23 protein-coding genes are annotated in these 21465 nt (G+C 61.5%); 10 read left to right on the top strand and 13 right to left on the bottom strand.

What is annotated here, in order from left to right; genetic code table 11:
* Positions 1 to 5: 5 nt before the first annotated feature.
* The 4 genes from ACGYLQ_RS00450 to gabT all read right to left on the bottom strand — a co-directional run bounded on the left by ACGYLQ_RS00450 (position 6) and on the right by gabT (position 4794).
* Positions 6 to 1373 (bottom strand): tetratricopeptide repeat protein, encoded by a 1368-nt coding sequence (locus tag ACGYLQ_RS00450; protein WP_394439659.1) that lies wholly within the window; start codon positions 1371 to 1373, stop codon positions 6 to 8.
* Positions 1370 to 2179 (bottom strand): alpha/beta fold hydrolase, encoded by an 810-nt coding sequence (locus ACGYLQ_RS00445; protein WP_394439657.1) that lies wholly within the window; start codon positions 2177 to 2179, stop codon positions 1370 to 1372. Before ACGYLQ_RS00445 ends, ACGYLQ_RS00450 begins: the two co-directional genes overlap by 4 nt.
* On the bottom strand, positions 2172 to 3161 hold the full coding sequence (locus ACGYLQ_RS00440) for a P1 family peptidase (RefSeq protein ID WP_394440229.1): 990 nt from the start codon (positions 3159 to 3161) through the stop codon (positions 2172 to 2174). Before ACGYLQ_RS00440 ends, ACGYLQ_RS00445 begins: the two co-directional genes overlap by 8 nt.
* A gap of 232 nt (positions 3162 to 3393) precedes the next feature.
* Positions 3394 to 4794, bottom strand: coding sequence for a 4-aminobutyrate--2-oxoglutarate transaminase (gene gabT / locus ACGYLQ_RS00435; protein ID WP_394439654.1), 1401 nt, complete (start codon positions 4792 to 4794; stop codon positions 3394 to 3396).
* 179 nt (positions 4795 to 4973) lie between these two features.
* Here gabT and ACGYLQ_RS00430 point away from each other — a divergent pair, with 179 nt between their 5' ends.
* Positions 4974 to 5525 (top strand): cupin domain-containing protein, encoded by a 552-nt coding sequence (locus ACGYLQ_RS00430; RefSeq protein ID WP_394439651.1) that lies wholly within the window; start codon positions 4974 to 4976, stop codon positions 5523 to 5525.
* A 70-nt stretch (positions 5526 to 5595) separates the two neighbouring features.
* Here ACGYLQ_RS00430 and ACGYLQ_RS00425 read toward each other — a convergent pair whose 3' ends face one another.
* From ACGYLQ_RS00425 to ACGYLQ_RS00410, 4 genes are all read right to left on the bottom strand, one after another.
* On the bottom strand, positions 5596 to 5763 hold the full coding sequence (locus tag ACGYLQ_RS00425; protein WP_209216953.1) for a hypothetical protein: 168 nt from the start codon (positions 5761 to 5763) through the stop codon (positions 5596 to 5598).
* Between the two features lie 139 nt (positions 5764 to 5902).
* Positions 5903 to 7627, bottom strand: a complete 1725-nt coding sequence (locus ACGYLQ_RS00420) for a sensor histidine kinase (RefSeq protein ID WP_394439649.1) — start codon at positions 7625 to 7627, stop codon at positions 5903 to 5905.
* Between the two features lie 2 nt (positions 7628 to 7629).
* A complete protein-coding gene (locus tag ACGYLQ_RS00415) occupies positions 7630 to 8187 on the bottom strand; it encodes an RNA polymerase sigma factor (protein WP_394439646.1) in 558 nt (185 codons plus the stop codon).
* Positions 8187 to 8357 carry a NepR family anti-sigma factor gene (locus tag ACGYLQ_RS00410; protein ID WP_197470876.1) on the bottom strand — a complete coding sequence of 57 codons (171 nt, stop codon included), beginning with the start codon at positions 8355 to 8357 and terminating at the stop codon, positions 8187 to 8189. The genes ACGYLQ_RS00415 and ACGYLQ_RS00410 overlap by 1 nt, the downstream gene beginning before the upstream one ends.
* A 94-nt stretch (positions 8358 to 8451) precedes the next feature.
* On the opposite strand from ACGYLQ_RS00410, the gene ACGYLQ_RS00405 reads away from it, so the two are divergent.
* The 3 genes from ACGYLQ_RS00405 to ACGYLQ_RS00395 all read left to right on the top strand — a co-directional run bounded on the left by ACGYLQ_RS00405 (position 8452) and on the right by ACGYLQ_RS00395 (position 10024).
* A complete protein-coding gene (locus ACGYLQ_RS00405; protein WP_067264155.1) occupies positions 8452 to 9261 on the top strand; it encodes a response regulator in 810 nt (269 codons plus the stop codon).
* A 106-nt stretch (positions 9262 to 9367) separates the two neighbouring features.
* Positions 9368 to 9673, top strand: a complete 306-nt coding sequence (locus tag ACGYLQ_RS00400; protein ID WP_394439643.1) for a YqjD family protein — start codon at positions 9368 to 9370, stop codon at positions 9671 to 9673.
* Positions 9674 to 10024 (top strand): phage holin family protein, encoded by a 351-nt coding sequence (locus ACGYLQ_RS00395; protein WP_394430448.1) that lies wholly within the window; start codon positions 9674 to 9676, stop codon positions 10022 to 10024.
* Here ACGYLQ_RS00395 and ACGYLQ_RS00390 read toward each other — a convergent pair.
* On the bottom strand, positions 9975 to 10346 hold the full coding sequence (locus tag ACGYLQ_RS00390) for a hypothetical protein (RefSeq protein WP_394439640.1): 372 nt from the start codon (positions 10344 to 10346) through the stop codon (positions 9975 to 9977). The genes ACGYLQ_RS00395 and ACGYLQ_RS00390 overlap by 50 nt on opposite strands.
* 90 nt (positions 10347 to 10436) lie before the next feature.
* On the opposite strand from ACGYLQ_RS00390, the gene ACGYLQ_RS00385 reads away from it, so the two are divergent.
* Entirely contained in the window at positions 10437 to 11165 is a 729-nt protein-coding gene (locus ACGYLQ_RS00385) for a Crp/Fnr family transcriptional regulator (protein WP_394439637.1), read from the top strand.
* 3 nt (positions 11166 to 11168) lie between these two features.
* Here the strand turns inward: ACGYLQ_RS00385 and ACGYLQ_RS00380 are convergent, their stop codons facing one another.
* The 3 genes from ACGYLQ_RS00380 to ACGYLQ_RS00370 all read right to left on the bottom strand — a co-directional run bounded on the left by ACGYLQ_RS00380 (position 11169) and on the right by ACGYLQ_RS00370 (position 14422).
* Entirely contained in the window at positions 11169 to 12104 is a 936-nt protein-coding gene (locus ACGYLQ_RS00380) for a YihY/virulence factor BrkB family protein (RefSeq protein WP_394439634.1), read from the bottom strand.
* Positions 12105 to 12146: 42 nt separating this feature from the next.
* Positions 12147 to 12992 (bottom strand): formate/nitrite transporter family protein, encoded by an 846-nt coding sequence (locus ACGYLQ_RS00375; protein ID WP_394439631.1) that lies wholly within the window; start codon positions 12990 to 12992, stop codon positions 12147 to 12149.
* A 167-nt stretch (positions 12993 to 13159) separates the two neighbouring features.
* Positions 13160 to 14422: an Hsp70 family protein gene (locus tag ACGYLQ_RS00370; protein WP_394439628.1), complete on the bottom strand. Its 1263-nt coding sequence runs from the start codon at positions 14420 to 14422 to the stop codon at positions 13160 to 13162.
* A gap of 159 nt (positions 14423 to 14581) precedes the next feature.
* Between ACGYLQ_RS00370 and ACGYLQ_RS00365 the strand changes: the two genes are divergently transcribed.
* Positions 14582 to 16066 carry an ABC transporter substrate-binding protein gene (locus tag ACGYLQ_RS00365; RefSeq protein ID WP_394439625.1) on the top strand — a complete coding sequence of 495 codons (1485 nt, stop codon included), beginning with the start codon at positions 14582 to 14584 and terminating at the stop codon, positions 16064 to 16066.
* 77 nt (positions 16067 to 16143) lie between these two features.
* On the opposite strand, the gene ACGYLQ_RS00360 is transcribed toward ACGYLQ_RS00365, so the two are convergent.
* Entirely contained in the window at positions 16144 to 16581 is a 438-nt protein-coding gene (locus tag ACGYLQ_RS00360) for an HdeA/HdeB family chaperone (RefSeq protein WP_067268212.1), read from the bottom strand.
* A 251-nt stretch (positions 16582 to 16832) separates the two neighbouring features.
* On the opposite strand from ACGYLQ_RS00360, the gene ACGYLQ_RS00355 reads away from it, so the two are divergent.
* The 4 genes from ACGYLQ_RS00355 (at position 16833) to ACGYLQ_RS00340 (ending at position 21372) form a co-directional block, all read left to right on the top strand.
* Entirely contained in the window at positions 16833 to 17780 is a 948-nt protein-coding gene (locus tag ACGYLQ_RS00355) for an ABC transporter permease (protein WP_209217004.1), read from the top strand.
* Entirely contained in the window at positions 17777 to 18592 is an 816-nt protein-coding gene (locus tag ACGYLQ_RS00350) for an ABC transporter permease (protein WP_394439622.1), read from the top strand. The genes ACGYLQ_RS00355 and ACGYLQ_RS00350 overlap by 4 nt, the downstream gene beginning before the upstream one ends.
* On the top strand, positions 18589 to 20190 hold the full coding sequence (locus ACGYLQ_RS00345; protein WP_394439620.1) for an ABC transporter ATP-binding protein: 1602 nt from the start codon (positions 18589 to 18591) through the stop codon (positions 20188 to 20190). The genes ACGYLQ_RS00350 and ACGYLQ_RS00345 overlap by 4 nt, the downstream gene beginning before the upstream one ends.
* A 222-nt stretch (positions 20191 to 20412) precedes the next feature.
* Positions 20413 to 21372, top strand: coding sequence for a TAXI family TRAP transporter solute-binding subunit (locus tag ACGYLQ_RS00340; RefSeq protein ID WP_067268205.1), 960 nt, complete (start codon positions 20413 to 20415; stop codon positions 21370 to 21372).
* Positions 21373 to 21465 lie beyond the last annotated feature (93 nt).

Raw genomic sequence — 21465 nt, 5'->3', positions numbered from 1 at the left:
TCGGTCTAGGCCCCGGCCAGCGTGCGTTCGGCCCGCGCGCGGGCTTGGGCCGCCAGATCGGGCAGGCCGGTCTTTTCATAGACCTCGCCCAGCATCAGGTTCAGCGGCACGCCATCGGGGTCATAGGTCCGGCGCATCTCAAGCACCTGCTGCGCGGCAGAGGCCCGGCCATCGCGCACCAGCGCGTCGAGGTGGATTTGCTCGAATAGGTCACGCTGCGCATGGCTGCCGCCGCATTCGGCCATGCGGGGCAGGGCCATGCCAAGCTCGCGGATCGCCGTGGCCCACTCCCCCTTGGCATGGGCGGCGATGCCCCGGGCGGCGGGCAGTGCGACTTCGGCCCATGCGGCGTGGTCATGGGCGGCAGTCTCGCTCGCACGACCTTCAATCGCGGTGAGCATCTCTGCCGCCTCGGGACGCCCGGTGCGGCAAAGGGCATAGAGATATTGCAACGTCAGGAAGGGGCTCACCGTATCCGCCCCCCGGGCCGCCACATGGTCGGCCACATCGCCCCAACGGTCGCCCACATCGACGCCTGCGAATTCCATCCGCGCCAGCAGGGACACGGCGCCGACTTGGTCTTGGGAATAGTCCTTCTCCAGCCCCCAGATATGCTGATCATAGGCGGCGCGCACATCGTCGTGACGGCCCTGCGACAGGTAGAACAGCGCGAGATGCCACCAATTGTGGCTCCGCATGAAGGAGTTCAGATCGCTCCATGTATCGGCCACGCTTTCCATGAAACGCGCGCCTTCGGCGACGCGGCCTTGCGTTAGCATCACATGGGCCAGCGCATGATGCGCCCAAGGCTCATCATGGCGCAATTCCATCGCCCGGCGGGCAGCAGCCTCGGCCCGGTCGAGCAGATGGCATTGCTCATAACCAAAGGCGATCATGCCGTGGGTATAGGCGATGTCTTCGGCCTCGGGCAGGGATTTCAACGCCATGCGCAACATGCCTGCGGCATCGCCGGTGTTGAACAGGTGGTATTGCGCCAGTTTCAGCATCGCCAGATCGCGGGGCCATTTATCGGTGATGGCATCACAGGCGGCGACGAGGGCGGGCACATCGCCGTCGATCCAATGCCCAACGGCGCGGATCACTTCTTGTTCGCGAGCATTGGCGCCGGGGGCTGCTTTGGCGCGGTCCAGATAGGGGCGGGCCTTCTCGGGGGCGATGGGGTGTTCGAGGAACATCCACAAGAGCGCGGCATAGGCATTGACCAGCGGGCCATCGGGGTCAGCATCGGCGGCGGCGATCACGCCCGCGGCCTTGGGTTGGTAGGACAGGAAGCCGTGGATGAAGTCATTGATCGCCTGCAAGGTTTCCGGGCGGTCGGTAGAGGTTTCCAATCCGTAAAGGTCTTGTGTCATCTCGGGTCTCCGGCGGTGTCGTGGAATTGGCGCAGATGTTGGGCGACGGCCTCGACGGCGTCCCAATGGATCGAATGCCCTGCATCTGGCAGGGTGATCTGGGTCACATCGGGAATTTCTGCAAAAGCCTCCTCGGCGGTGGCGCGGGGGATCAGCAGGTCTTCGGCGCCGTGGAGCACTTGGGTCGGGCAGGTCAGATCAGCGGGCCGTACCGTGGGGCGGAAACCGCGCAACGCTTCTAGTTGATGGGCCATGGCATCTGCGCTCTGCGCATGGGGATAGGCTAGCGCTGCGGCGAGGGCGGCCTCGGTATTGTCAGGATCAGTGAAGAAACCGGGGGCGAAAATCCAAGGGTAGAGCGCGCGCAGCCAAAGCTGCTCCCCTTCCGGCGCGCGGCGGACGGCGAGCAGCGCATCGAAGACTGCCATGGTCCGGGGTGCGCGAACCGGGGCAGAGGCGAGGATACTGAGCGCTTCGATGCGATCCGGCGCGAGGCCAAAAAGCTCCATCGCCATCAGCCCACCCATCGAATGGCCGACGACGTGAAAGGTGTCATGCCCCAGATGATCCATCAGCGCCAGCGCATCCCGTGCCATCTGCGCGACGGAGGTTTCGGCATCCCAAGGGGTCGTGCGCCCGGTGCTGCGGTTGTCGGGCCGGATCAGGGTGAAGTGATCGGAAAGCAAGGGCGCCAGAGCGCCCCAACTCGCGCTGTCGCTCAGCATCCCGGCCAGCATCAAAAGCGGCGGGCCGCGCCCGTCGACCTCATAATGAAGTGAAATATCGGAGAGGGGCAGATCAGGCATTCAACGTGCTCCAACAAGGCAAAAGATCCCCATCGGCGGGGGTGGCCGCATAGATGGCGCGGGCGATGGCGCGCGACAGGCAGAGCGCGGCGGCATGGCCGATCATCGCCACATCCCCCGCAGGCCGCGCCGCGGTCGAGAGAGAGAAGACCAGATCGCCGTCATTGGGCATATGCGCAGGCACCACGGCGCGGGCGATGCCGTCATGGGCCGCCACGGCGACGCGCTGGCATTCGGCCTTGGTCAGCGTGGCGTCGGTGGCGACGATGGCGATGGTGGTATTGGCGCGGGCCGACATGGCCGCCATCTTGCGGCTCTCGAAGCTCAGCCCCAGCCCGGCGGAAGGGTCCGGCCCCAGCCCGCCGAACTCTCCGTCGATCTCAAAGGGGGCGGCGTGGAAATAGCGGTCGCCGGGGGTGGTAACGGCGCCCACCGGATTGGCCCCGACAAGCGCGCCGACCGTGCTGCCATCTGGCAATTGCAAACTGGCGGAGCCGAGGCCCCCTTTGACCATCGCGCTCAGCGCCCCGGTGCCCGCGCCGACCGAGCCGATTTGAAAATCTTCGCCCGCCGCTTCCAAGGCTTGGCGGCCAAGATCGGCATAGGGGTTCTGCGCCCAATCCTTATCGCCGCCGTTCAGCAGATCGAAGAGGATCGCGCCGGGCACCAGCGGGATCAGCGCGTCCCCCACGCGAAAGCCGCGGCCCTTCGCGCGCAGGGCATCGACCACGCCCGAACAGGCATCCAGCCCATAGGCAGAGCCGCCCGAGAGCACCAGTGCATCGACCGCCGCGACGGTCTTGTCAGGGGCCAGCAGGTCTGTCTCGCGCGTGCCGGGCGCGCCGCCCATGACGTGGACAGAGGCGGTGAAGGGCGCATCGCCGATCAGCACGGTGCTGCCGGATTTCAGCCGCGCATCCTGCGCATTGCCCACCTTCAGCCCGGTCACATCGGTGATCAGGTTGCGCGGGCCGGGACGCATCGGCGCGCTCATGGCAGGCTCTTCACGTGAAACATCCCCGCAAGGGTGCGCATGGGGCAGGGGGCTAACAAGGGCATCGTCACTCCGGCGTTGATTTCGGGCGGAGTTTGCGCGCTTCCCCGGCGGATGCCAAGGGCCGAGGTGGGACAGGATGCCCCCGCCGGAGGGACGCCATAAAAATGGGCGCGCAGGTTGCCCCGCGCGCCCGATCCATCCGGTGTGACCGTTTGGTTTACTTCTGCTCTTCGGCGACAGCGGCGGCGACGGCCTCTTCAAAGATGGCGAGCCCCTCTTCGACGATGGCGTCGGAGGCTGTCAGCGGGACCATCACGCGCACGGCGTTGCCATACATGCCACAGCTCAGCAGCAGCAGCCCGCGCTTCAGCGCATGGGCAATGACGCGTTTGGTGAAATCGGCGTCGGGCTTGGCACTGTCGAAGTCGGTCACGAATTCAACGGCGACCATGGCCCCAAGGCCGCGGATGTCCCAGAACCGGAAGGGCGCGGAACGCTCGCCAATCTCGGCAAAGCGGGCTTTGAGCGTTTCGCCCATCGCGGTCGAGCGGGCCAGCAGACCTTCGTCTTCGATCGCCTCGATGGCTGCCAGTGCTGCGGCACAGGCCACCGGGTTGCCGCCATAGGTGCCGCCCAAGCCGCCGGGGTCCATCGCGTCCATCACGTCAGCGCGGCCGATGACGCCGGCCAGCGGATAGCCACCTGCCATGGATTTCGCCACGGTGATCAGGTCTGGCACCACGCCGGAATGCTCGATCGCGAACCATGTGCCGGTGCGGCCAAAGCCCGCCTGCACCTCGTCAGCGATCAAGAGGATGCCGTGCTGGTCACAGATCGCGCGCAGCTCTTGCATCATCTCGAAAGGTACGGGGGTGTAGCCGCCTTCGCCAAGCACCGGTTCGATGATGATCGCGGCGACACGTTCGGGCTGGGCATCGGTGAGGAAGAGGTTCTTCAGCCCGGTCAGTGCATCCTGCACGGTGATCCCGTCGCGCACAGAGGGGAAAGGCGCGCGGAAGACATCCGCGGGGAAGGGGCCGACGTCTTTCTTATAGGGCGTAACCTTGCCGGTCATGCCAAGCGTCAGCAGGGTGCGGCCGTGGTAGCCGCCGGTGAAGGCGATGACGCCGGGGCGGCCGGTGGCGGCGCGGGCGATTTTCACCGCGTTCTCAACGGCTTCGGCGCCGGTGGTGACCAGCAGCGTCTTCTTGGGCGCGTCACCGGGGGCGAGCGCGTTCAGCTTTTCGGTCAGGTCGACATAGGGCCCGTAGGGCACGACCTGAAAGCTGGTGTGGGTATAATGATCTTCCTGCGCCTTGGCGGCCTCGACCACCTTGGGGTGACGGTGCCCGGTGTTCAGCACGCCGATGCCGCCGACGAAGTCGATGTAGCGGTTGCCTTCCACGTCCCACAGCTCGGCGTTTTCGGCATATTTCGCGTAGATCGGTGCGGCGGAGGCGACACCGCGCGGCACGGCGGCATCGCGGCGCGCGATGAGATCGGCGTTGGTTTGACCGTCGGGCTGGGTCGCGGGGTTGGTTTCGACCACGGAGATCTGTGGCGCGGCTTTGGCCTTGGCCGCGGATTTCCGGGGTGATTTCTTGACGGTGCTGGACATGGAACAGATACCTTATTGCGAAAGAGAGGGGCAGAGACGTGTCGTTTAAAAAATCCATATTCCGTTTAATATAATTGTCAATCGCGATCGTAGCCTCTATCTAACAATTCCCGTGACCCCCGGTTGACCCAGGGCCGTGCCCCGTGGCGGCGGCGCGGGGGCCTACAAAGGACAAGCCATTGAACGTCGGCGATAAACTCAGAGCGATCCGCAAGAAACATGGGCTCTCCCAACGGGAGCTTGCGGCCAAGGCCGGGCTCACCAATGGCACGATATCGCTGATCGAAAAGAACCGAACCAGCCCCTCGGTAGCCTCACTCAAAAGCCTGTTGGACGCGATTCCCATCAGCATGGCCGAGTTTTTCGCGATTTTGGAAGAGGACGACAGCGCCAAGGTCTTCTACCGTGCGGAGGAGTTGACCGAGATTTCACCGAGCCATCAGGGCGGCGTATCCCTGCGCCAGTTGGGCAGTGCCGCACATCACGCAATTCAGGTGCTGCACGAGACCTATGAGCCCGGCGCGGATACCGGACCTGAGTTTCTGAGCCATGAGGGCGAAGAGGCGGGGGTCGTGGTGCGCGGGAGCATCGAAGTGACGGTGGATGGCGCGGTCAGCCTGCTTCATGCCGGGGACGGATATCTGTTCGACAGCCGCCTGCCGCATCGGTTCCGCAACACCGGGTCCGAGAGTTGTGAGATCGTCAGCGCCTGTACCCCGCCCAGCTTCTGAAAAAGGGGCCTCATAAATATCGACCGCCCCGAGCATTCTGCTCGGGGCGGTCGATAGGGGGTGTCAGGTCTTAGTAGTCTGACCGGTAGTTCGACCTTTGGGCCTCCGGTTGCTGTTTTTCGCGCCCGGTGCGGTCCTCATCCGGGTGAAGTTCCCTTCGGCCCGTGGTGAGGGCAAGGATGATGACCGCCGCTAAGGTCAGGATGGTCAGACCGCCGAGAAAAAGCTCCGTGGTCATCTCCGTGTTCCTTTTCAGCACTGCGTTTCAGGTGCTCAACCGCGCGCAGGCCAAAGGGTTCCGACAAATTTTTCGCCTATGACGAGTCTGTGATCGGTCTGCCGCGTTTTGGGCCAGATTCCTTTGGGGCTTCGGGGTCTCAGTAATCGTAGATCATTTTGCTGTCGGTCGGGACGTGGAAGTTCACCCTGATCTGATAGATGTCGTCGTTGGTTTCGACCTCGACCTGGCCGTTCAACTGGCGGGTAAAGGCGAGGATCAGGCGCGAGCCAAGCCCGGTGCCGGACTTCACCTCTTCGGGGTTGCCGATGGTGTTGCGCACTTCGAGCATCGCCTGCTCTGGCCCGGTTTGGATCAGTTTGAGCGAAATGAAGCCTTTGCCATGTTCGACTGTCGAGACGTATTTAAGCGCATTGGTCAGCGCCTCAGAGACCAGCAGGGTCAGCGGCGCGGCATCGTCGGCGTCGATCTTGATCGGCTCGAAGGACTGTTCGACCTTCACGCCAGTGCCGGAAGGCAAGCCGACTGAGAGCATCTGGCCCACAATCTCACGCAGTAGCTCGCTGGCATTGACGCGGACCAGATCGTCATTCTGATAGAGGTTTTTATGCACCGTGGCGAGGCTGAGGATACGGTCTTGCAACCGGCGCAGCACGAAACGCGCATCTTCGCTTTTGGCCTGCCGGATCTGCATGTTCATGATCGAAGAGATCAGTTGCAGGTTGTTTTTGACCCGGTGGTGCACCTCTTTCAGCAGGATGTTCTTCTGCCGAAGGCTGTCTTCCAACGTCGCCTCGTCCCGCAAGATGGATTCCGCCATGCCGACAAAAGCAGCCTCCATCTCGACCAATTCGGTGGGAACCGAGGGGCCGAGTGTCCCACGCGGCAGGGTACGGTTCAGCGCGAAGCGCCGCATCTGCCGCCCGAGCTTGCGGATATGGTTGATTGCCAGACGGTTCAGCGCCCAGAAGGCCACGATAAGGCTCGCCAACCACATGACGATGGGCAAAAGCGCGCTGAGACGGGTCGAAACGCCGGTGTCCAGAAACGGGGTGTTGCTGGGCCAGACGCTAAGCGCGAAGACCGTGTCGGGCACGATCGGCACGATCACATAGGCGCGTTCTTGGCCGTCGGAATTCTGTGAAAGAAAGACATTGGGGTCTTTGGTGGTCAGCAACGAAAGGGCGACATCGCTGGGGTATTCCGTCTTGGCCACCTCAAGCCCGTTTTCGGTGGTAAGGATATGACCCATCTTATTGAGGGTCATCATCGCAACGCTGCTGTGTTTGGTCTTGGGCTCGCGGATCGCGTTGATGGCATCCTCGGGGATGCTAAGCGCCATGAAGCCGATCAACTCGCGCTCTTCGTAGACCGGCGCGTTGATCAGCGTAACCACTTGATTGCTGACCGCCCCCTGCAACACTGGCATCGCGCGGCGGACCGGGTTTTCCAGCAGGGTCTGGAAATTCTCATCCTGCGAAAAGTCATGATCCTGCCCCGTGGAGGAGCAGGTCATTTGTCCGTCTAGTCCGATGAAACCCACAAGCGAATAGATGTCTGACGCCTGTTTGTATTCCCTAAGGAAAGCCGTGCATTCCTCGGGATCGTCCCGCCTGAGCCGCACGATCGAGGTGAGCGCTTCGGCGGCGCCAAAGGCCTCTTGGATCACCCGGCGTTCCGCCGCGGAGGCTTGTTCCGTCACGGCGATCAGCGATAGCTCCGCGCTTTGGCGACTTTGATCCGCGATCTGCCGTGTCTGTACAACCGCGATCAGCCCGATGGGCAAAAGCGCGAGAGACAGAAACAGCAGGATACGGATCGTCAGCCCACGCATCAGATCACCGCTGAAGAAGCCAGATGTCATATTTAGAAAGAGGAAACTTTAGATGCGGATAGGACAGACATTGTTGCGTCATCGGTCATTTCAAGCGACTCGTCGTCATGGTGACCCAGCAGTTCGGCAAGGCGGGCACGCGCCCGGTTGGTGCGGCTCTTGATGGTGCCAACAGCGACCCCACACATCTCCGCAGCCTCTTCGTAAGAGAAACCGGAGGCCCCGACAAGAAGCAGCGCTTCGCGTTGTTCGTCCTTCAAGAGGGCTAGCGCTTTGCGGAAGTCGGTCATCTGCATGTGGCCATCGTGCGCGGGCTTTTCGGCCAGCCCATCGGTCAGCATGCCATCCACGTCCGAGACTTCGCGCTTCGCCTTGCGGCGCGAGGAATAATAGGTGTTACGCAGGATCGTGAAGAGCCAAGCACGCATATTCGTGCCTTCTTGGAACTTTTCGATGTTGGTCCACGCCTTGACCAGGGTGTCCTGCACCATGTCGTCTGCCGTGGCACCATTGCGTGTCAGGCTGATGGCAAAGGCCCGCATGGCCGGCAGATGTTCTACCAGCTCGTCGCGCGGATCGGGACGGGTCATTATGACGTTCCTTTTTCTGAATCCTGTTCCTTCAACTTCTGAAGCAGATCCTTGAAACGATCAGGGATGCCTTCTTCGAGCGTCTCATCAAAGACCCGTTTGAGGTTGTCGTCGATGACGCGCTCGCGCTCGTCCTTGTTTCCTGAATTCACTAACATCACCTCTGGCATCGTCGTCTCGTTTAAATAATTATGTACGCATACTGGAACCAAACACAATGTCGGGGTGTTTGGTTCCAAGAAAAGTTAAAAAGGATTCGACTAGATGAACGATGCGACACAAAAGACCAGCATCAGCGATGAACTGGGAGCAAACATCCCCTACCTTCGCCGGTTCGCGCGGGCGATGACAGGCAGCCAGACCAGTGGCGACACCTTTGCCGCGGCAGCCCTCGAAGCCATCTTGGTTGATCGCTCGGTGCTCGATGGAGTAGATACAAAGACGGGTCTTTTCAAGGTTTTGTACGGCATTTGGGCCAGCGCAGGTGCCCCGGTGGAAGAGGGCGAAAGCGGCCCGCGGGCCAAGGCACAGCGCCATCTTTCCAGCCTTACGAACAACAGCCGTGAAGCGCTTTTGCTGCACACCATCGAAGGCTTCTCTCACGGGGAAATCGCCAAGATCATCGGTGTGGATGAGGCCGAAGCGGGCGAGTTGATCCAGATCGCCCATCGTGAAATGGCCGACAGCACCTCGGGTTCGGTGATGATCATCGAAGACGAAGCCATCATCGCGATGGACATTGAATCCATCGTGGCCGAGATGGGCCACCGGGTGACCGGCATCGCGCGCACCCGTGAAGAGGCGGTGAAACTGGGCAAGGCCGATGTGCCGGACCTGATCCTCGCCGACATTCAACTGGCCGACAACTCTTCGGGCATCGACGCGGTGAACGACCTGCTGAACGAGCTGGGCATGCGTCCGGTGATCTTCATCACGGCCTTCCCTGAGCGTCTGCTGACCGGCGACAAGCCCGAGCCTGCCTTCCTGATTTCCAAGCCCTATTCGGTGGATCAGGTCGTCTCGGCCGTGTCGCAAGCGATGTTCTTTTCCTCCACGGAAACGCTCAACGCCTGAAGCTGAGCCACGAAAACAGGGTTCCCCGCGCGCAACGTCGCGTAGGGAACCCTTTGCATTAAAAACATGTGCCGCCTAACATCACTCAAACATTCAGGAGGTCCGCATGGCCAAGACCACAACCGCTGCCGCAAAAGAAGTGACGATTGACGATCTTTCGGATCAGATCGCACTTCTCAAAAAAGACATCGCATCGCTGACCGAAACCCTGGGCGACTATGGCAAGGCCAAGTCGGAAGAGATGCGCGACAATGCCCGCAATGCGGCGAATGATTTCGCCGATACGGGGCGTCTCAAGGCGATGGAAGTTCAGCAACAGGCCGAGGAATTCCTCAAGACCCAGCCCGGAACCGCTTTGGGGATTGCCGCAGGCATTGGTTTCCTCGTCGGTCTTGTGACGGCCCGCCGCTAAATGCTGTCTTCGGTGATGCAACATCTGCGCGGCTCCCTGCGACGGGCACTGCGTACCGCCATGCTCAGCGCCGGGGCCGCGCTTTTTTTGCTGATCGGCCTGCTGTTTCTGACGCTGGCGGCGTGGCTTTACCTCATCACCGTCACCACTGCGCTCACCGCCGCGCTGATCCTCGGCGCGGTCTATTTCGGAATGGGCTTTCTCTTGCTCGCCATCGCCGGGTCAGATGGTGAGGCCGCGGCGCAGCCGTCCCGGCAAGAAGACCCCGCCGCTTCCGATCATGATGGCCTGAAGAACCTGGTCATGGCATTTCTGGCTGGCATAACCGCGGGTCAGAAAGCGCGCCGTTAACAGCGGCCAGCAGGTTGCTGCTGGAAAACGGGCGGGTGATGAATTTCAGCCGCTCGCCCACCTTTGCCATCCGTGGTGTATCGTACATGATGCAGATGATCGGAAACCACTCCTGCAAATTCGACAGTTCCGACAGATGCTGCTGCAACTGTTCGCGCCGCAGCGACAGGACCGCGAATTCCGTGTCGTTGACGTTGTCCACCAAGGCGCTGAGATCAAAGCTTTCCAATACTTCAATTTGAGATTGCGGAAACGCGGCAGAAAGCGTTTCATTTATGTCTGAACAGACCAATGGGTCCGGTTCGTAGATCAAGATCGACATGGTCTTCCCCCGGGTAAGCAAAGTCGCCGGTGTAGGGGGTGCGCAAAACGCGCGCATTAAACTAAGACATATGAAGGCAAATTTTATCTAATGACGACACAATGCCGCTATTGCCCCCTTCGGCGCAGGGATGCCTTCCTGCCGATGTCGAAAGAAGAAGTGAGCTTCATGGAGAAGTTCAAGTCAGGTGAGTTGACCGTCGAACCGGGCACGCCGATCCTGATGGAAGGGTCGAACTCGCCCCAGCTTTACACGGCGCTCACCGGAATGGGCATCCGCGACAAGACGCTAGAGAACGGCAGCCGGCAGGTCATCAGCTTTGTCTTTCCCGGCGATTTCATCGGGCTACAGGCAGGCATCATGGGCGAAATGGGCCATTCCGTCGAAGCCCGCACCCATATGCGGCTCTGCGTTTTCAACCGCAGTGAGTTCTGGAATTTCTTCAAATCCCACCCCGAACGCGCCTTTGACATCACTTGGCTGGCCGCCATCGAAGAGCATTTCATGGGCGAAGTCCTCGCTACCATCGGCCAACGCAGCGCGATGCAGGCCATCGCTTGGGCGATGGTCAAGATTTTCGAACGCGGCCAGTCGCTCGGGATGGTCACCCACAACCAGATGCTGCTGCCCTATTCGCAACGCGATCTGGCCGATGCGCTTGGCCTCTCGGTGGTGCACACCAACAAGACCCTCGGCGCCCTGAAGGAGCGTCAATTGCTGTCATGGTCCGACAGGGTGCTGCAAATCAACAATCTCGCCGCCTTGGCGAAAGAGGGGATGACCGATCCGGAAAGCCGCCAAAAACGCCCGCTGCTCTAACCGTCAGTCCTGCGCCACATCGATATAGGTATCCGCCGCCTCCGCCCCACGTTGCCCGCGCGGCTTGGCCGGGCCAACGGTGCTGTCAGGCCGCGTCCGCCGCTCCACCTGGGCGTTCAACGCGGCCCCAAACAAGATCAGAAAGCTGCTGATCCAAAGCCAGATCAACATCGCGATCACCGCCCCGATCGAGCCATAGACCTGATTGTAGTTGCCGAAATTGGCCACATAATAGGAAAAACCGATGGAGAGCACCGCCCAAGACAGCACCGCCAAAATCGCCCCGCTGCTGAGCCACGGCAGCCGCGCCGCCCGCCGGTTCGGGCCAAAGCGGTAAAGCACCCCAACCCCGGCAAACAAAACCACCGTTGCCACGGTCCAACGCAAAAGGTCGGCCACCGCATTGCCAAAGGGGCCAAGCGGGATGAAGGCCAGAATGATCGGCGCGATCACTACCGCCAGCAGCGCCACGATGCCGACCGCCACAAGGCTCACCGTCAGAAGCAGGGCATGAAGGTAGTGTTTCGCGGCATTGCGGTTGCGCTCATTGTAAACGGCGTTCAATCCGATCACCATCGCCCCCACCCCAGCCCGGGCGGACCAAAGCGCCACCAGCAGTGACACGATACCGGCCCAACCCAACGTATCGGCCCGCGCGGTGACCAAGCCGGTCACCTGCGTATTAATGATGTCATAGACATCATCCGGCAGCAGCCCGCGCACTTCCTCCAATTGGGCAACGACGACGACAGGGTCCGAGATCAGTCCCAAAAGCGCGATCAATGCCGCCAGCGCCGGAAACAGCGACAACATGGCGAAAAACGCCACCCCGGCCGAGATCAGCGCAAGGTTGTCCTCCGCCGCCTGCTTCAGACTCGCTTTGAAAGCGTCCCAATAGATCGCCGGTCGGGTCGGGGGGCTGCGCAACACCAATGTCATTCCTCTCAATTCGGCCCCAACCTTAATCGGGACCGCTTTGCCTCAACTGTCCTCCACATCGTCGCGGACCTGGCCCCAGGCAACAAGGGTGAAGACCACCGTGCCGCCAATGATGTTGCCCACAAGCACCGGCAGGAAGAAGCCAAAGATCGCCTGACCGACCCCCAAGCCGCCATGCAAAAGCAGCGCCGCCATCTCAACCGACCCGGCGACAATATGGGTGAAATCCCCCGCCGCGATCAGCCATGTAAAGGTCAGGATCAGGAAAAACGCTGTCTCATCCGCCTGCGGAAGCATCCAAACGATCAGCGCCACGATCACGCCCGCCGGAATGCCGCGCCAGAATGCCTCCGACACCCCCATCCCTGTGGCATGTTCCGAAAGGCTGATAATGGCGGGCAGAATGTTTTCTGGAATAGCAGGCGTATAAATAAACAGCGCCGCCGCCGCAAAGGCCCCGACGACATTCGCCCCCAATACAACACCCCAAAGCCGCAACAGACTGCACAAGACCCCCAAGCTGCGCTCCTGCATCAGCGGCAAGACGGTGGTGATGGTGTTTTCGGTAAACAACTGCATCCGGCCCATGATGACCGCGATGAAACCCAAGGAATAGCCAAGGTTCTCCAGCAGGAACCGCCACTCCGCATCCGGCAGATAGGTCCGGAAAATCGCCTCGCCCAAGACCGAAAGACTGATCAGCATCCCCGCGGAAATCCCCGACCAGATCAGCGAACGGTTGGTTCGATTCAACTCGTCGCGCCCCTCGCGGCGGATCACCTCGTAAATCAGCTTGGGCGACAGCGCCGCCGCATCACTGACAGAGCGTTCTTCCGCCTCCTCCTGCACAGCAGAGGTCGGGGGTTTCTTCTGGATCAGTGGGGCCATGCGCGTTCTTCCTAAAAACTATGGACATAATGAACATAGCCCGCCGCAGCCTTCTGCACAGTAAAAAGACCGCAGCCTCACGCCGCACCATCAGCGGCCCTGTCGAGCCTCCCCCCTTCACCTTCATCCTTTCTCAAATACCGATCCCGCACTCTCAACCGGCCGGATCAGCCGCGTTCATCCCCACCGGCCCGCAAGGCCAACCCCTCAACAATCGCAGTCAGCGCCGCCCCCCGATGCAGTTCCGCCCGTGGAAACCGCGCCCGCATCTCCTCTTCGACCACCGCCATCAGGCTCGACCCGCCGACAAAGATCAGCCGGTCCACTGCCTCGGGCGCGAGGCCTGCCTTCTGCGCCGTCGCCTCTGCCGCATCCCCCATCTGCACGGCGAGTTTCGACAGCCGCTTGCGCATCCAGTCGCGGGGCAGGGGCAAGGTAGCGCGGGGTTTGAGCATCGAGACATCGATCACCGGATCAGCATCCCCCGAGCCCCCCGCACCATTGGCGCGGATTTTCCCCGCTTCGACAGCAAAGGCGAGGTCATGGCCAAGCTCTTCATCAAGCACTTTAACCAAGCGCGCCAGACGTTTGGGATGTTCGGCGAACTTATGCAGTTCCGCCGCCGCCTTGCGGGTCTCCGGCCCATAGAGAAACGGGATTTTCGCCCAAGTGGCCAGATCGTTAAAGATCGCATTGGGCGCGATATGGGTGTCACCCCCGAAAGCGTGGCGAATTTCGCTGCCCATGCCAAGCTGCGGCATCACCCGCCCGATCGACAGGGACCGGTCGAAATCGGTCCCGCCCAGCCGAATGCCGTGGCTTTCCAAAATGTCGATCTCATCGTTCCCGCGCTGCCGGAACAGCGTGAAATCCGAGGTGCCGCCGCCGATATCGATGACCAGCCCCAGATCCCCCGGACGCAAGGCCGCTCGATTGGCAATCGCGGCGGCTTCGGGTTCGTTCATGAAGTCCACATGATCGAAGCCCGCCCGAGCATAGGCCTCGCGCAGGTCTGTCAGGGCTTGGGCATCGCGGGCGTCATCAGCGGAATGAAAGCGCACGGGGCGCCCCGAGAGCGCCCTGTCGAAATGCATTCCCGTCGCGGCTTCGGCCTGTGTCTTCACCCGCGCCAGAAAACGCGCCACGATATCGATAAAATCCAACCGTTCGCCCAAGAGCACCCTTCGTTCGCGCATCAGCCGGGTGCCAAGCAGGCTTTTCAACCCGCGCATATAGCGGCCCTCGGCCCCGGCCAGCAGCGCGTCGGAGGCCGCGGCACCGATCCGCATTTCCCGCGCTTCGAAATCAAAGAAGACCGCCGTCGGAAGGGTCTGCGCCTCGACCTCCAGTGGGATCAGACGCGGCGTGCCGTCAACGGCGATGCCCGCCGCGGTATTGGAGGTTCCGAAATCAATCCCCAGCGTGGCCATGATGTTCTCCTGATGCCTTTTCACGGTCGCCCCGACGTGCGGCGCGCCCGTGCAAAGCACCCGCGATACCCTTCTCGCGCGCGCTTGGCAACGAAGGCTGGCGTGCCGCGTGGCTTTTGGCTAGCCTCGCAAAAAAATACGCCAATATGGGAGACTTTCATGAACCGTTTGAACCGCTTGATGACCGGTGTGGCCAGCGCCGCATTGGTCGCTGCCGCCACAACGGCCCTTGCCAAGGACGACATCACCGTCGCCATGCAGCTTGAGCCGCCGCACCTCGATCCGACCTCCGCCGCTGCGGGCGCCATCGACTCGGTGCTATATACCAATGTTTTCGAAGGGCTGACCCGCTTCACGGGCGACGGCTCTGTCGTGCCGGGGCTGGCGGAATCTTGGGAGATTTCCGAAGACGGGCTGACCTATACCTTCAAGCTGCGCGAGGGGGTCACCTTTCACGATGGCACCACGATGGATGCCGAGGACGTGAAATTCACCCTCGACCGGATCAATGCCGAAGACAGCGCCAACGCGCAAAAGGCACTTTACTCCGCAATCTCCGAGGTGAATGTCATCGATCCGCAGACCGTTGAGGTCAAACTGAGCGAGCCGAACGGCAACATGCTGTTCAACCTCGCTTGGGGCGATGCGGTGATCGTGGCGCCGGAATCGGTCGAGACAATCAAACAGACCCCAATCGGCACCGGCGCTTTCAAGTTCGAAAACTGGAACCAAGGCGACAAGATCACCCTGACCCGGAATGAAGACTATTGGGGCGAAGCGCCCGCGCTGGCCAGCGCGACCTTCAAATTCATCTCGGACCCGACAGCGGCTTTCGCCTCCGTCATGGCTGAAGATGTCGATGTTTTCACCGGCTTCCCCGCGCCTGAGAATATCCCACAGTTCGAAGCCGACCCGCGGTTTCAGGTTCTGATCGGCTCGACCGAAGGCGAAACGATCCTGTCGATTAACAACCAGCGCGAGCCTTTCGATAACGTCAAAGTGCGCGAGGCCGTGGCCCATGCCATCGACCGGCAGGCGATCATCGACGGGGCGATGTTCGGCTATGGCACGCCCATCGGCACCCATTTCGCACCGCATAACCCGGACTACGTCGACCTGACAGAGATGAGCGGCTACGATCCCGAAAAGTCCAAGGCGCTGCTGGCCGAGGCCGGTTTCCCCGATGGGTTCGAGACGACATTGCACCTGCCGCCCCCCTCCTACGCCCGCCGCGGGGGGGAGATCATCGCCGCGCAGCTGGCCGAGGTTGGCATCAAGGCCCAGATCACCAATGTCGAATGGGCGCAGTGGTTGGAAACCGTGTTCAAAGGCAAGGATTTCGGCCTGTCGATCGTCAGCCATACCGAGCCAATGGACATCAACATCTATGCCAACCCGGACTATTACTTCCAGTATGACAATGCCGAGTTCCAGTCTCTGATGACCGAGTTCAACAAGACCGCCGACCCCGCCGCGCGGAGCGAGATGCTGGCCAAGGCGCAGCGCATCATCGCCGAAGACTATGTGAACGGTTACCTGTTCCAGCTCGCCTTCCCGACGATTGCCAAGGCCGGTGTCGAAGGGCTTTGGGTGAACGCACCGACACAGGCGACCGATCTAACCGGTGTTAGCTGGGCGGAGTGATCTGAAAGGATCATGTCGAGAAACTAAAAAAGGGCGCGCCGTGAGGCGCGCCCTTCGTAATTAGAGGCGAAGACCTATTAGTCTTTGCCACGCATGCCAGCAGCGGCTTCGCTTACCAGCGCGTCGGGGTTCTGGTTGCAGACGACCATGAAGTCTTCCATTTCCTGCTGCATGTCCGTGTCGGCCATCACGTCGGCGTCTTCGGAATCTTCAACGGCTTTGGTGTTGTCGATCAGGGAATCTTCGGTCTCTTCGGAATCTGTCGCTTCTTCAGCTGAGATGTCGCTCGGCTCGGAACCGTCGCTCTTGGTTTCGGTGATCAGGGAGCCACCGTGGCCGCCATCTTCCAGCTCGGCGATTGCCATGGAAGCGACTTTCATTTTGTCGTCATCGCTCAGTTCTTGGTACTGGGCGCAGGTCATGGTGGCCATGTCCATGTGAGCGGCGGCAAAAGCGGGTGCGGAAACGGTGCCCAGAAGGCCAGCGATCGCAAGTGTTTTCAAAGTCGTTTTCATTTTCATTCTCCAGTTTTGTCTGTTCTCCCGAAAACAACACCGCATAACCGATATGGTTCCAGCGCATAGCAATAAGCCCCGCGAAAACCGCGCCCAAAGCGGCTAAGGGCATGCCTTGACTGGATTCTTTCGGCGATCATTCGGGGCGCAGCTGGCCGAGCATCCAAAAAATAATCATTTTTTTCTTTCTCGCGCGGGAAACTGCACGCGGGCTCTGGACCCTCCCGAGCGTGCCGCCTAACCTCCGCGCTATGTTGCGCTATGCGTTGAAAAGATTTCTCTCCTTGCTCATCAGTCTCGCGGTCGCGTCGCTGGTGATTTTCATGGTGATCGAGGTCGCCCCCGGCGATCCGGCCTCCTTTATGCTGGGCTTGAATGCCCAGCCCGAAACACTGGCCGCGCTGCGCAGTGAACTGGGGCTCGATCAGTCCCGGCCAGAGCGTTATCTGGAATGGGTCGGTGGCATGTTGCAGGGGGATTTCGGCACTTCCTACACCTATCGCACTCCGGTGACCGAGATGATCGGCGACCGGCTTTGGGTCTCTGTGCCCTTGGCGCTTTATGCGCTTTTCCTCTCTGTCATCGTGGCCTTTCCGGCGGGCATCTATGCCGCCTCGCGCCGCGGTCGGGCGGGGGATGTGGGCGTGATGGGGGCGACGCAATTGGGCGTGGCGGTGCCGAACTTCTGGTTCGCCATGATCCTCGTGCTGATCTTTTCGATCAATCTGCGCTGGTTTTCGGCAGGCGGTTTCGTCGGTTGGGACAAGGGGCTTTTCGCCGGGCTGCACGCGCTGACCCTACCTGCCATCGCGCTGGCCTTGCCGCAGGCGGCGATTCTTGCGCGGGTCATGCGCTCGGCCCTGCTGGATGTGCTGGGCGAAGATTTTATGCGCACCGCGCGGGCCAAGGGGCTGACGGCGCGGCAGGCGCTTTGGCGGCACGGGTTGCGCAATGCGCTGATCCCGGTGCTGACCATCATCGGCTTGCAGTTCTCCTTCCTGCTGGCCGGGTCGATCATTATTGAGCAGGTCTTTTACCTGCCGGGGCTCGGGCGACTGGTGTTTCAGTCGATCTCGGCGCGGGATTTGATCGTGGTCGAGTCGGTCGTGATGCTCTTGGTCTTTTCGGTGATCTTGGTGAACTTCCTTGTCGATCTGGCCTATGCTGCCGTCGATCCCCGGTTGAGGGCCCGCACATGAACCGCAACCTGTTTCTTGGGGCCGTGCTGACCTCGGTCTTTCTGCTGGCCGCGCTGATCTCCTTTGTCTGGACGCCCTATGACTATGCCGGGCTTGATATTGCGAACAAGCTGCGCAGCCCGTCGTTGGCGCATCCCATGGGGACGGATCATTTTGGCCGCGACATTCTGAGCATGATCATGGTCGGCGCGCGCACCTCTATCGCCGTGGCGCTGGTAGCGGTGGGCATTGGCATGGGCGTGGGTGTGCCGTTGGGGCTTTGGGCTGCGGCACGGCGCGGCAGCCTTGTGGATGAGGTCATCATGCGCGGCAATGATCTGGTCTTTGCCTTCCCGGCCATTGTCATCGCCATTCTGATTACGGCGGTCTTTGGCGCCGGGGCGATCAATGCGATCATCGCCATCGGCATCTTCAACATTCCCGTTTTCGCGCGGATCACCCGCGGTGCGGCGCTGTCGCTGTGGCAGCGGGAGTTCATCATGGCGGCACGGGTGGCAGGCAAAGCCGCGGCGCGGATCTCGTTCGAGCATATCCTGCCCAATGTCGCCAATCTGCTGATCGTGCAGGGGACCATCCAATTCTCTCTCGGCATCCTTGCCGAGGCGGGGCTGAGCTATGTCGGCCTCGGCGCGCAGCCGCCGGTGCCGTCTTGGGGCCGGATGCTGGCCGATGCGCAGACCATGGTCAGCATCGCGCCGCATATGGCCTTGATGCCGGGTTTCGCGATCATCCTGACGGTGCTGGGGCTGAACCTGATGGGTGACGGGCTGCGCGATCTGCTTGATCCCCGCCTGAGGGTAGCACGCACATGACGCTTCTTTCTGTCTCCAACCTTTCGCTCTCAATCCACGGGCTGCGCATCCTCGGCGGGGTGACCTTTTCCGTCGCACCGGGAGAGATCGTGGCCGTGACCGGGGAAAGCGGCTCGGGCAAGTCGATGACCGCGCTGGCGGCGATGCAACTCTTGCCCAAAGGCGCGACGACGACCGGGCATATCATGCTGGGCGAGGACGATCTGACCCAGATGGACGAGGCAGCGCTCTGCGATATGCGCGGCAATGACATCGGCATGGTGTTCCAAGAGCCGATGACCGCGCTCAACCCGGTGCAAAGCATCGGGCGCCAAGTGGCTGAGACCATCCGGGTGCATGAACCCAGCGTCTCCCGGGCCGAGGCTGAGGCCCGCGCCGCCGATACGCTGACCCGCGTCGGCCTGCCTCAAGACCGCTTCCCCCTGTCGCGCTATCCGCATGAGCTGAGCGGCGGGCAGCGCCAGCGGGTGGTGATCGCCATCGCCATCGCCCTGCGCCCCCGTCTGCTGATCGCCGATGAGCCGACCACCGCGCTGGATGTCACCACGCAGGCGCAGATCCTCGCCCTGCTGACCCGTTTGGCGCGCGAGGACGGCATGGGGCTGTTGATGATCACCCACGACCTTGCCGTCGTGGCGGATATGGCCGACCGGATCATCGTCATGCGCAAGGGGCAGATCGTCGAACAGGGGGAGACGCAGGCCCTGCTGCACAACATGCAGCACCCCTATACCAAAATGCTTTTCGACGCCTCACGCCATGAGGTGAACCTGCCCGCGCCGCCCACGCCGCAGCCTCTGTTGGAGGTCAAAGGCGTCTGTCGCGACTACCATCTGCCGCGCAAGACACTCTTCGGCGCGCTCGGCACGTTCCGCGCGGTGGACAACCTCAGCTTTACCCTGAACCGGGGGGAGCGTTTGGGGCTGGTCGGGGAATCCGGTTGCGGGAAATCGACCCTGACCCGGGCGATTTTGGGGCTGGAACCGGTGCAAGAGGGCAGTATCACGGTCGATGGCCAGCCGGTCTTTACCGGGACGCAGCCGAACCTTGCCGTGCGCCGCAAGATGCAGGTGGTGTTCCAAGACCCTTTCGGCAGTTTCAACCCGCGCCACCGGGTCGACCGTTTGGTGACCGAGCCGTTTCACCTGCTCGACACCCCGCCGCAGGGGGCCGAGCGCACTCGCGCGATTGACGAAGCGCTGACCGCCGTGGGGCTGCGCGCCTCGGATGCGCGGAAATACATCCACGAATTCTCCGGCGGTCAGCGCCAGCGGATCGCCATTGCCCGGGCGCTGATCATCCGGCCCGAGTTGATTCTGTTCGATGAGGCCGTCAGCGCGCTTGATGTCTCGGTCCGGGCGCAGATCCTCGATCTGCTGGCCGATCTTTGCAGCCATTATGACCTGACCTATCTCTTCATCTCGCATGACCTTTCGGTGGTGCGCACGGTGACGGACCGGGTGCTGGTGATGCAGTCTGGCAAGATCGTCGAGGCCGGAGAGACCGCGCAGGTCTTTGACGCGCCGCAGCACGCCTATACCAAATCGCTGATCGCCGCCGCGCCGGTTCTGCCTGACCTGCCTCAGCCCGTCGGGTAGGCTTTGCGGCCCTTCGTGTCAGCCGCATTGATTGCGATGAAAAACCGACCTAACGTGAAATCGGGGATTCCCGCCACAGGGGCATGTCTGCTCGCGGCCCGAACGGCGCGTTTGAAATTTCCCTGCCCAGTCAATTGCCTGAAGGCTGCGGCGCTCTACTTGTGCATGCAATGGGGTCCACTTAAAGGGTGGTCCGCCAAATATAACAATGGGAGACATCTTATGAAAATGTTCAAAATGCTCGCGATGACCGGTGCCATGGTGGCCGGCACTGCGGCCATGGCGCAGGAAAAATTCATCACCATCGGCACCGGTGGTCAGACGGGCGTTTACTTTGTCGTCGGTCAGTCGATCTGCCGTCTGGTGAACCGCGGCACCGCGGATCACAACCTGAAATGCACCGCGCCTTCCACCGGCGGGTCGATCGCCAACATCAACGCGATCAAAGCGGGCGACATGGACATGGGCGTGGCCCAGTCCGACTGGCAGTTCCACGCCTACAACGGCTCCTCCCAGTTCGAGGGTGACAAGTTCGACAACCTGCGCGCGGTCTTCTCCGTGCATGGTGAGCCCTTCAACGTCATCGCCCGTGCCGACAGCGGCATCGAGTCCTTCGACGACCTCAAAGGCAAGCGCGTGAACATCGGCAACCCCGGTTCCGGTCAGCGCGCCACCATGGAAGTCGTGATGGACGCCAAAGGCTGGACGCTGGACGATTTCGCACTGGCCTCCGAGCTGAAGCCGGCTGAGCAAGCCGCCGCTCTGGGCGACAACAAGGTGGATGCGATCATCTACACCGTGGGTCACCCCAACGGTTCGATCCAAGAAGCCGTGTCGACCGTCGACGCCAAGCTGATCCCCGTGGATGGTGACGCGATCCAAGGTCTGATCGACGACAACCCCTATTATGCCGAGGCCACCGTGCCGGGCGGTATGTATAAGGGCACCGACGAAGACGTGAAAACCTTTGGTGTGAAAGCCACCTTCGTGACCTCCGCCGATGTTGACGACGAAGTCGTTTATCAGGTGGTCAAAGCGGTTTTCGACAATTTCGACCGTTTCAAGCGTCTGCACCCTGCCTTTGAGAACCTGACCCAAGAGGAAATGATCTCGGGCGGTCTTTCCGCGCCGCTGCACCCCGGCGCCGAGAAGTATTACAAAGAGCAAGGTTGGCTCGAGTAATCTATCCGTGACATGATAGCTCTGGCGGCGGTACGCTGCCGTCAGAGACCCGAAAAAAACAATATGCGCATCCGCCCCAAGGTGGAGCCGACA

The sequence above is a fragment of the Sulfitobacter sp. 1A12779 genome (assembly GCF_043557315.1).
GTDB lineage: Bacteria > Pseudomonadota > Alphaproteobacteria > Rhodobacterales > Rhodobacteraceae > Sulfitobacter > Sulfitobacter faviae.
Note: the sequence above shows the minus strand (reverse complement) of the source record. Positions and strands in the feature narration are given on the sequence as shown.

What these genes read in the sequence shown, in the direction of transcription:
- ACGYLQ_RS00450 (WP_394439659.1), bottom strand. Translation starts at nt 1,373, where the DNA reads ATGACACAAGACCTTTACGGATTGGAAACCTCTACCGACCGCCCGGAA.
- ACGYLQ_RS00445 (WP_394439657.1), bottom strand. Translation starts at nt 2,179, where the DNA reads ATGCCTGATCTGCCCCTCTCCGATATTTCACTTCATTATGAGGTCGAC.
- ACGYLQ_RS00440 (WP_394440229.1), bottom strand. Translation starts at nt 3,161, where the DNA reads ATGCGTCCCGGCCCGCGCAACCTGATCACCGATGTGACCGGGCTGAAG.
- gabT (WP_394439654.1), bottom strand. Translation starts at nt 4,794, where the DNA reads ATGTCCAGCACCGTCAAGAAATCACCCCGGAAATCCGCGGCCAAGGCC.
- ACGYLQ_RS00425 (WP_209216953.1), bottom strand. Translation starts at nt 5,763, where the DNA reads ATGACCACGGAGCTTTTTCTCGGCGGTCTGACCATCCTGACCTTAGCG.
- ACGYLQ_RS00420 (WP_394439649.1), bottom strand. Translation starts at nt 7,627, where the DNA reads ATGACATCTGGCTTCTTCAGCGGTGATCTGATGCGTGGGCTGACGATC.
- ACGYLQ_RS00415 (WP_394439646.1), bottom strand. Translation starts at nt 8,187, where the DNA reads ATGACCCGTCCCGATCCGCGCGACGAGCTGGTAGAACATCTGCCGGCC.
- ACGYLQ_RS00410 (WP_197470876.1), bottom strand. Translation starts at nt 8,357, where the DNA reads ATGCCAGAGGTGATGTTAGTGAATTCAGGAAACAAGGACGAGCGCGAG.
- ACGYLQ_RS00405 (WP_067264155.1), top strand. Translation starts at nt 8,452, where the DNA reads ATGAACGATGCGACACAAAAGACCAGCATCAGCGATGAACTGGGAGCA.
- ACGYLQ_RS00400 (WP_394439643.1), top strand. Translation starts at nt 9,368, where the DNA reads ATGGCCAAGACCACAACCGCTGCCGCAAAAGAAGTGACGATTGACGAT.
- ACGYLQ_RS00395 (WP_394430448.1), top strand. Translation starts at nt 9,674, where the DNA reads ATGCTGTCTTCGGTGATGCAACATCTGCGCGGCTCCCTGCGACGGGCA.
- ACGYLQ_RS00390 (WP_394439640.1), bottom strand. Translation starts at nt 10,346, where the DNA reads ATGTCGATCTTGATCTACGAACCGGACCCATTGGTCTGTTCAGACATA.
- ACGYLQ_RS00385 (WP_394439637.1), top strand. Translation starts at nt 10,437, where the DNA reads ATGACGACACAATGCCGCTATTGCCCCCTTCGGCGCAGGGATGCCTTC.
- ACGYLQ_RS00380 (WP_394439634.1), bottom strand. Translation starts at nt 12,104, where the DNA reads ATGACATTGGTGTTGCGCAGCCCCCCGACCCGACCGGCGATCTATTGG.
- ACGYLQ_RS00375 (WP_394439631.1), bottom strand. Translation starts at nt 12,992, where the DNA reads ATGGCCCCACTGATCCAGAAGAAACCCCCGACCTCTGCTGTGCAGGAG.
- ACGYLQ_RS00370 (WP_394439628.1), bottom strand. Translation starts at nt 14,422, where the DNA reads ATGGCCACGCTGGGGATTGATTTCGGAACCTCCAATACCGCGGCGGGC.
- ACGYLQ_RS00365 (WP_394439625.1), top strand. Translation starts at nt 14,582, where the DNA reads ATGAACCGTTTGAACCGCTTGATGACCGGTGTGGCCAGCGCCGCATTG.
- ACGYLQ_RS00360 (WP_067268212.1), bottom strand. Translation starts at nt 16,581, where the DNA reads ATGAAAACGACTTTGAAAACACTTGCGATCGCTGGCCTTCTGGGCACC.
- ACGYLQ_RS00355 (WP_209217004.1), top strand. Translation starts at nt 16,833, where the DNA reads ATGTTGCGCTATGCGTTGAAAAGATTTCTCTCCTTGCTCATCAGTCTC.
- ACGYLQ_RS00350 (WP_394439622.1), top strand. Translation starts at nt 17,777, where the DNA reads ATGAACCGCAACCTGTTTCTTGGGGCCGTGCTGACCTCGGTCTTTCTG.
- ACGYLQ_RS00345 (WP_394439620.1), top strand. Translation starts at nt 18,589, where the DNA reads ATGACGCTTCTTTCTGTCTCCAACCTTTCGCTCTCAATCCACGGGCTG.
- ACGYLQ_RS00340 (WP_067268205.1), top strand. Translation starts at nt 20,413, where the DNA reads ATGAAAATGTTCAAAATGCTCGCGATGACCGGTGCCATGGTGGCCGGC.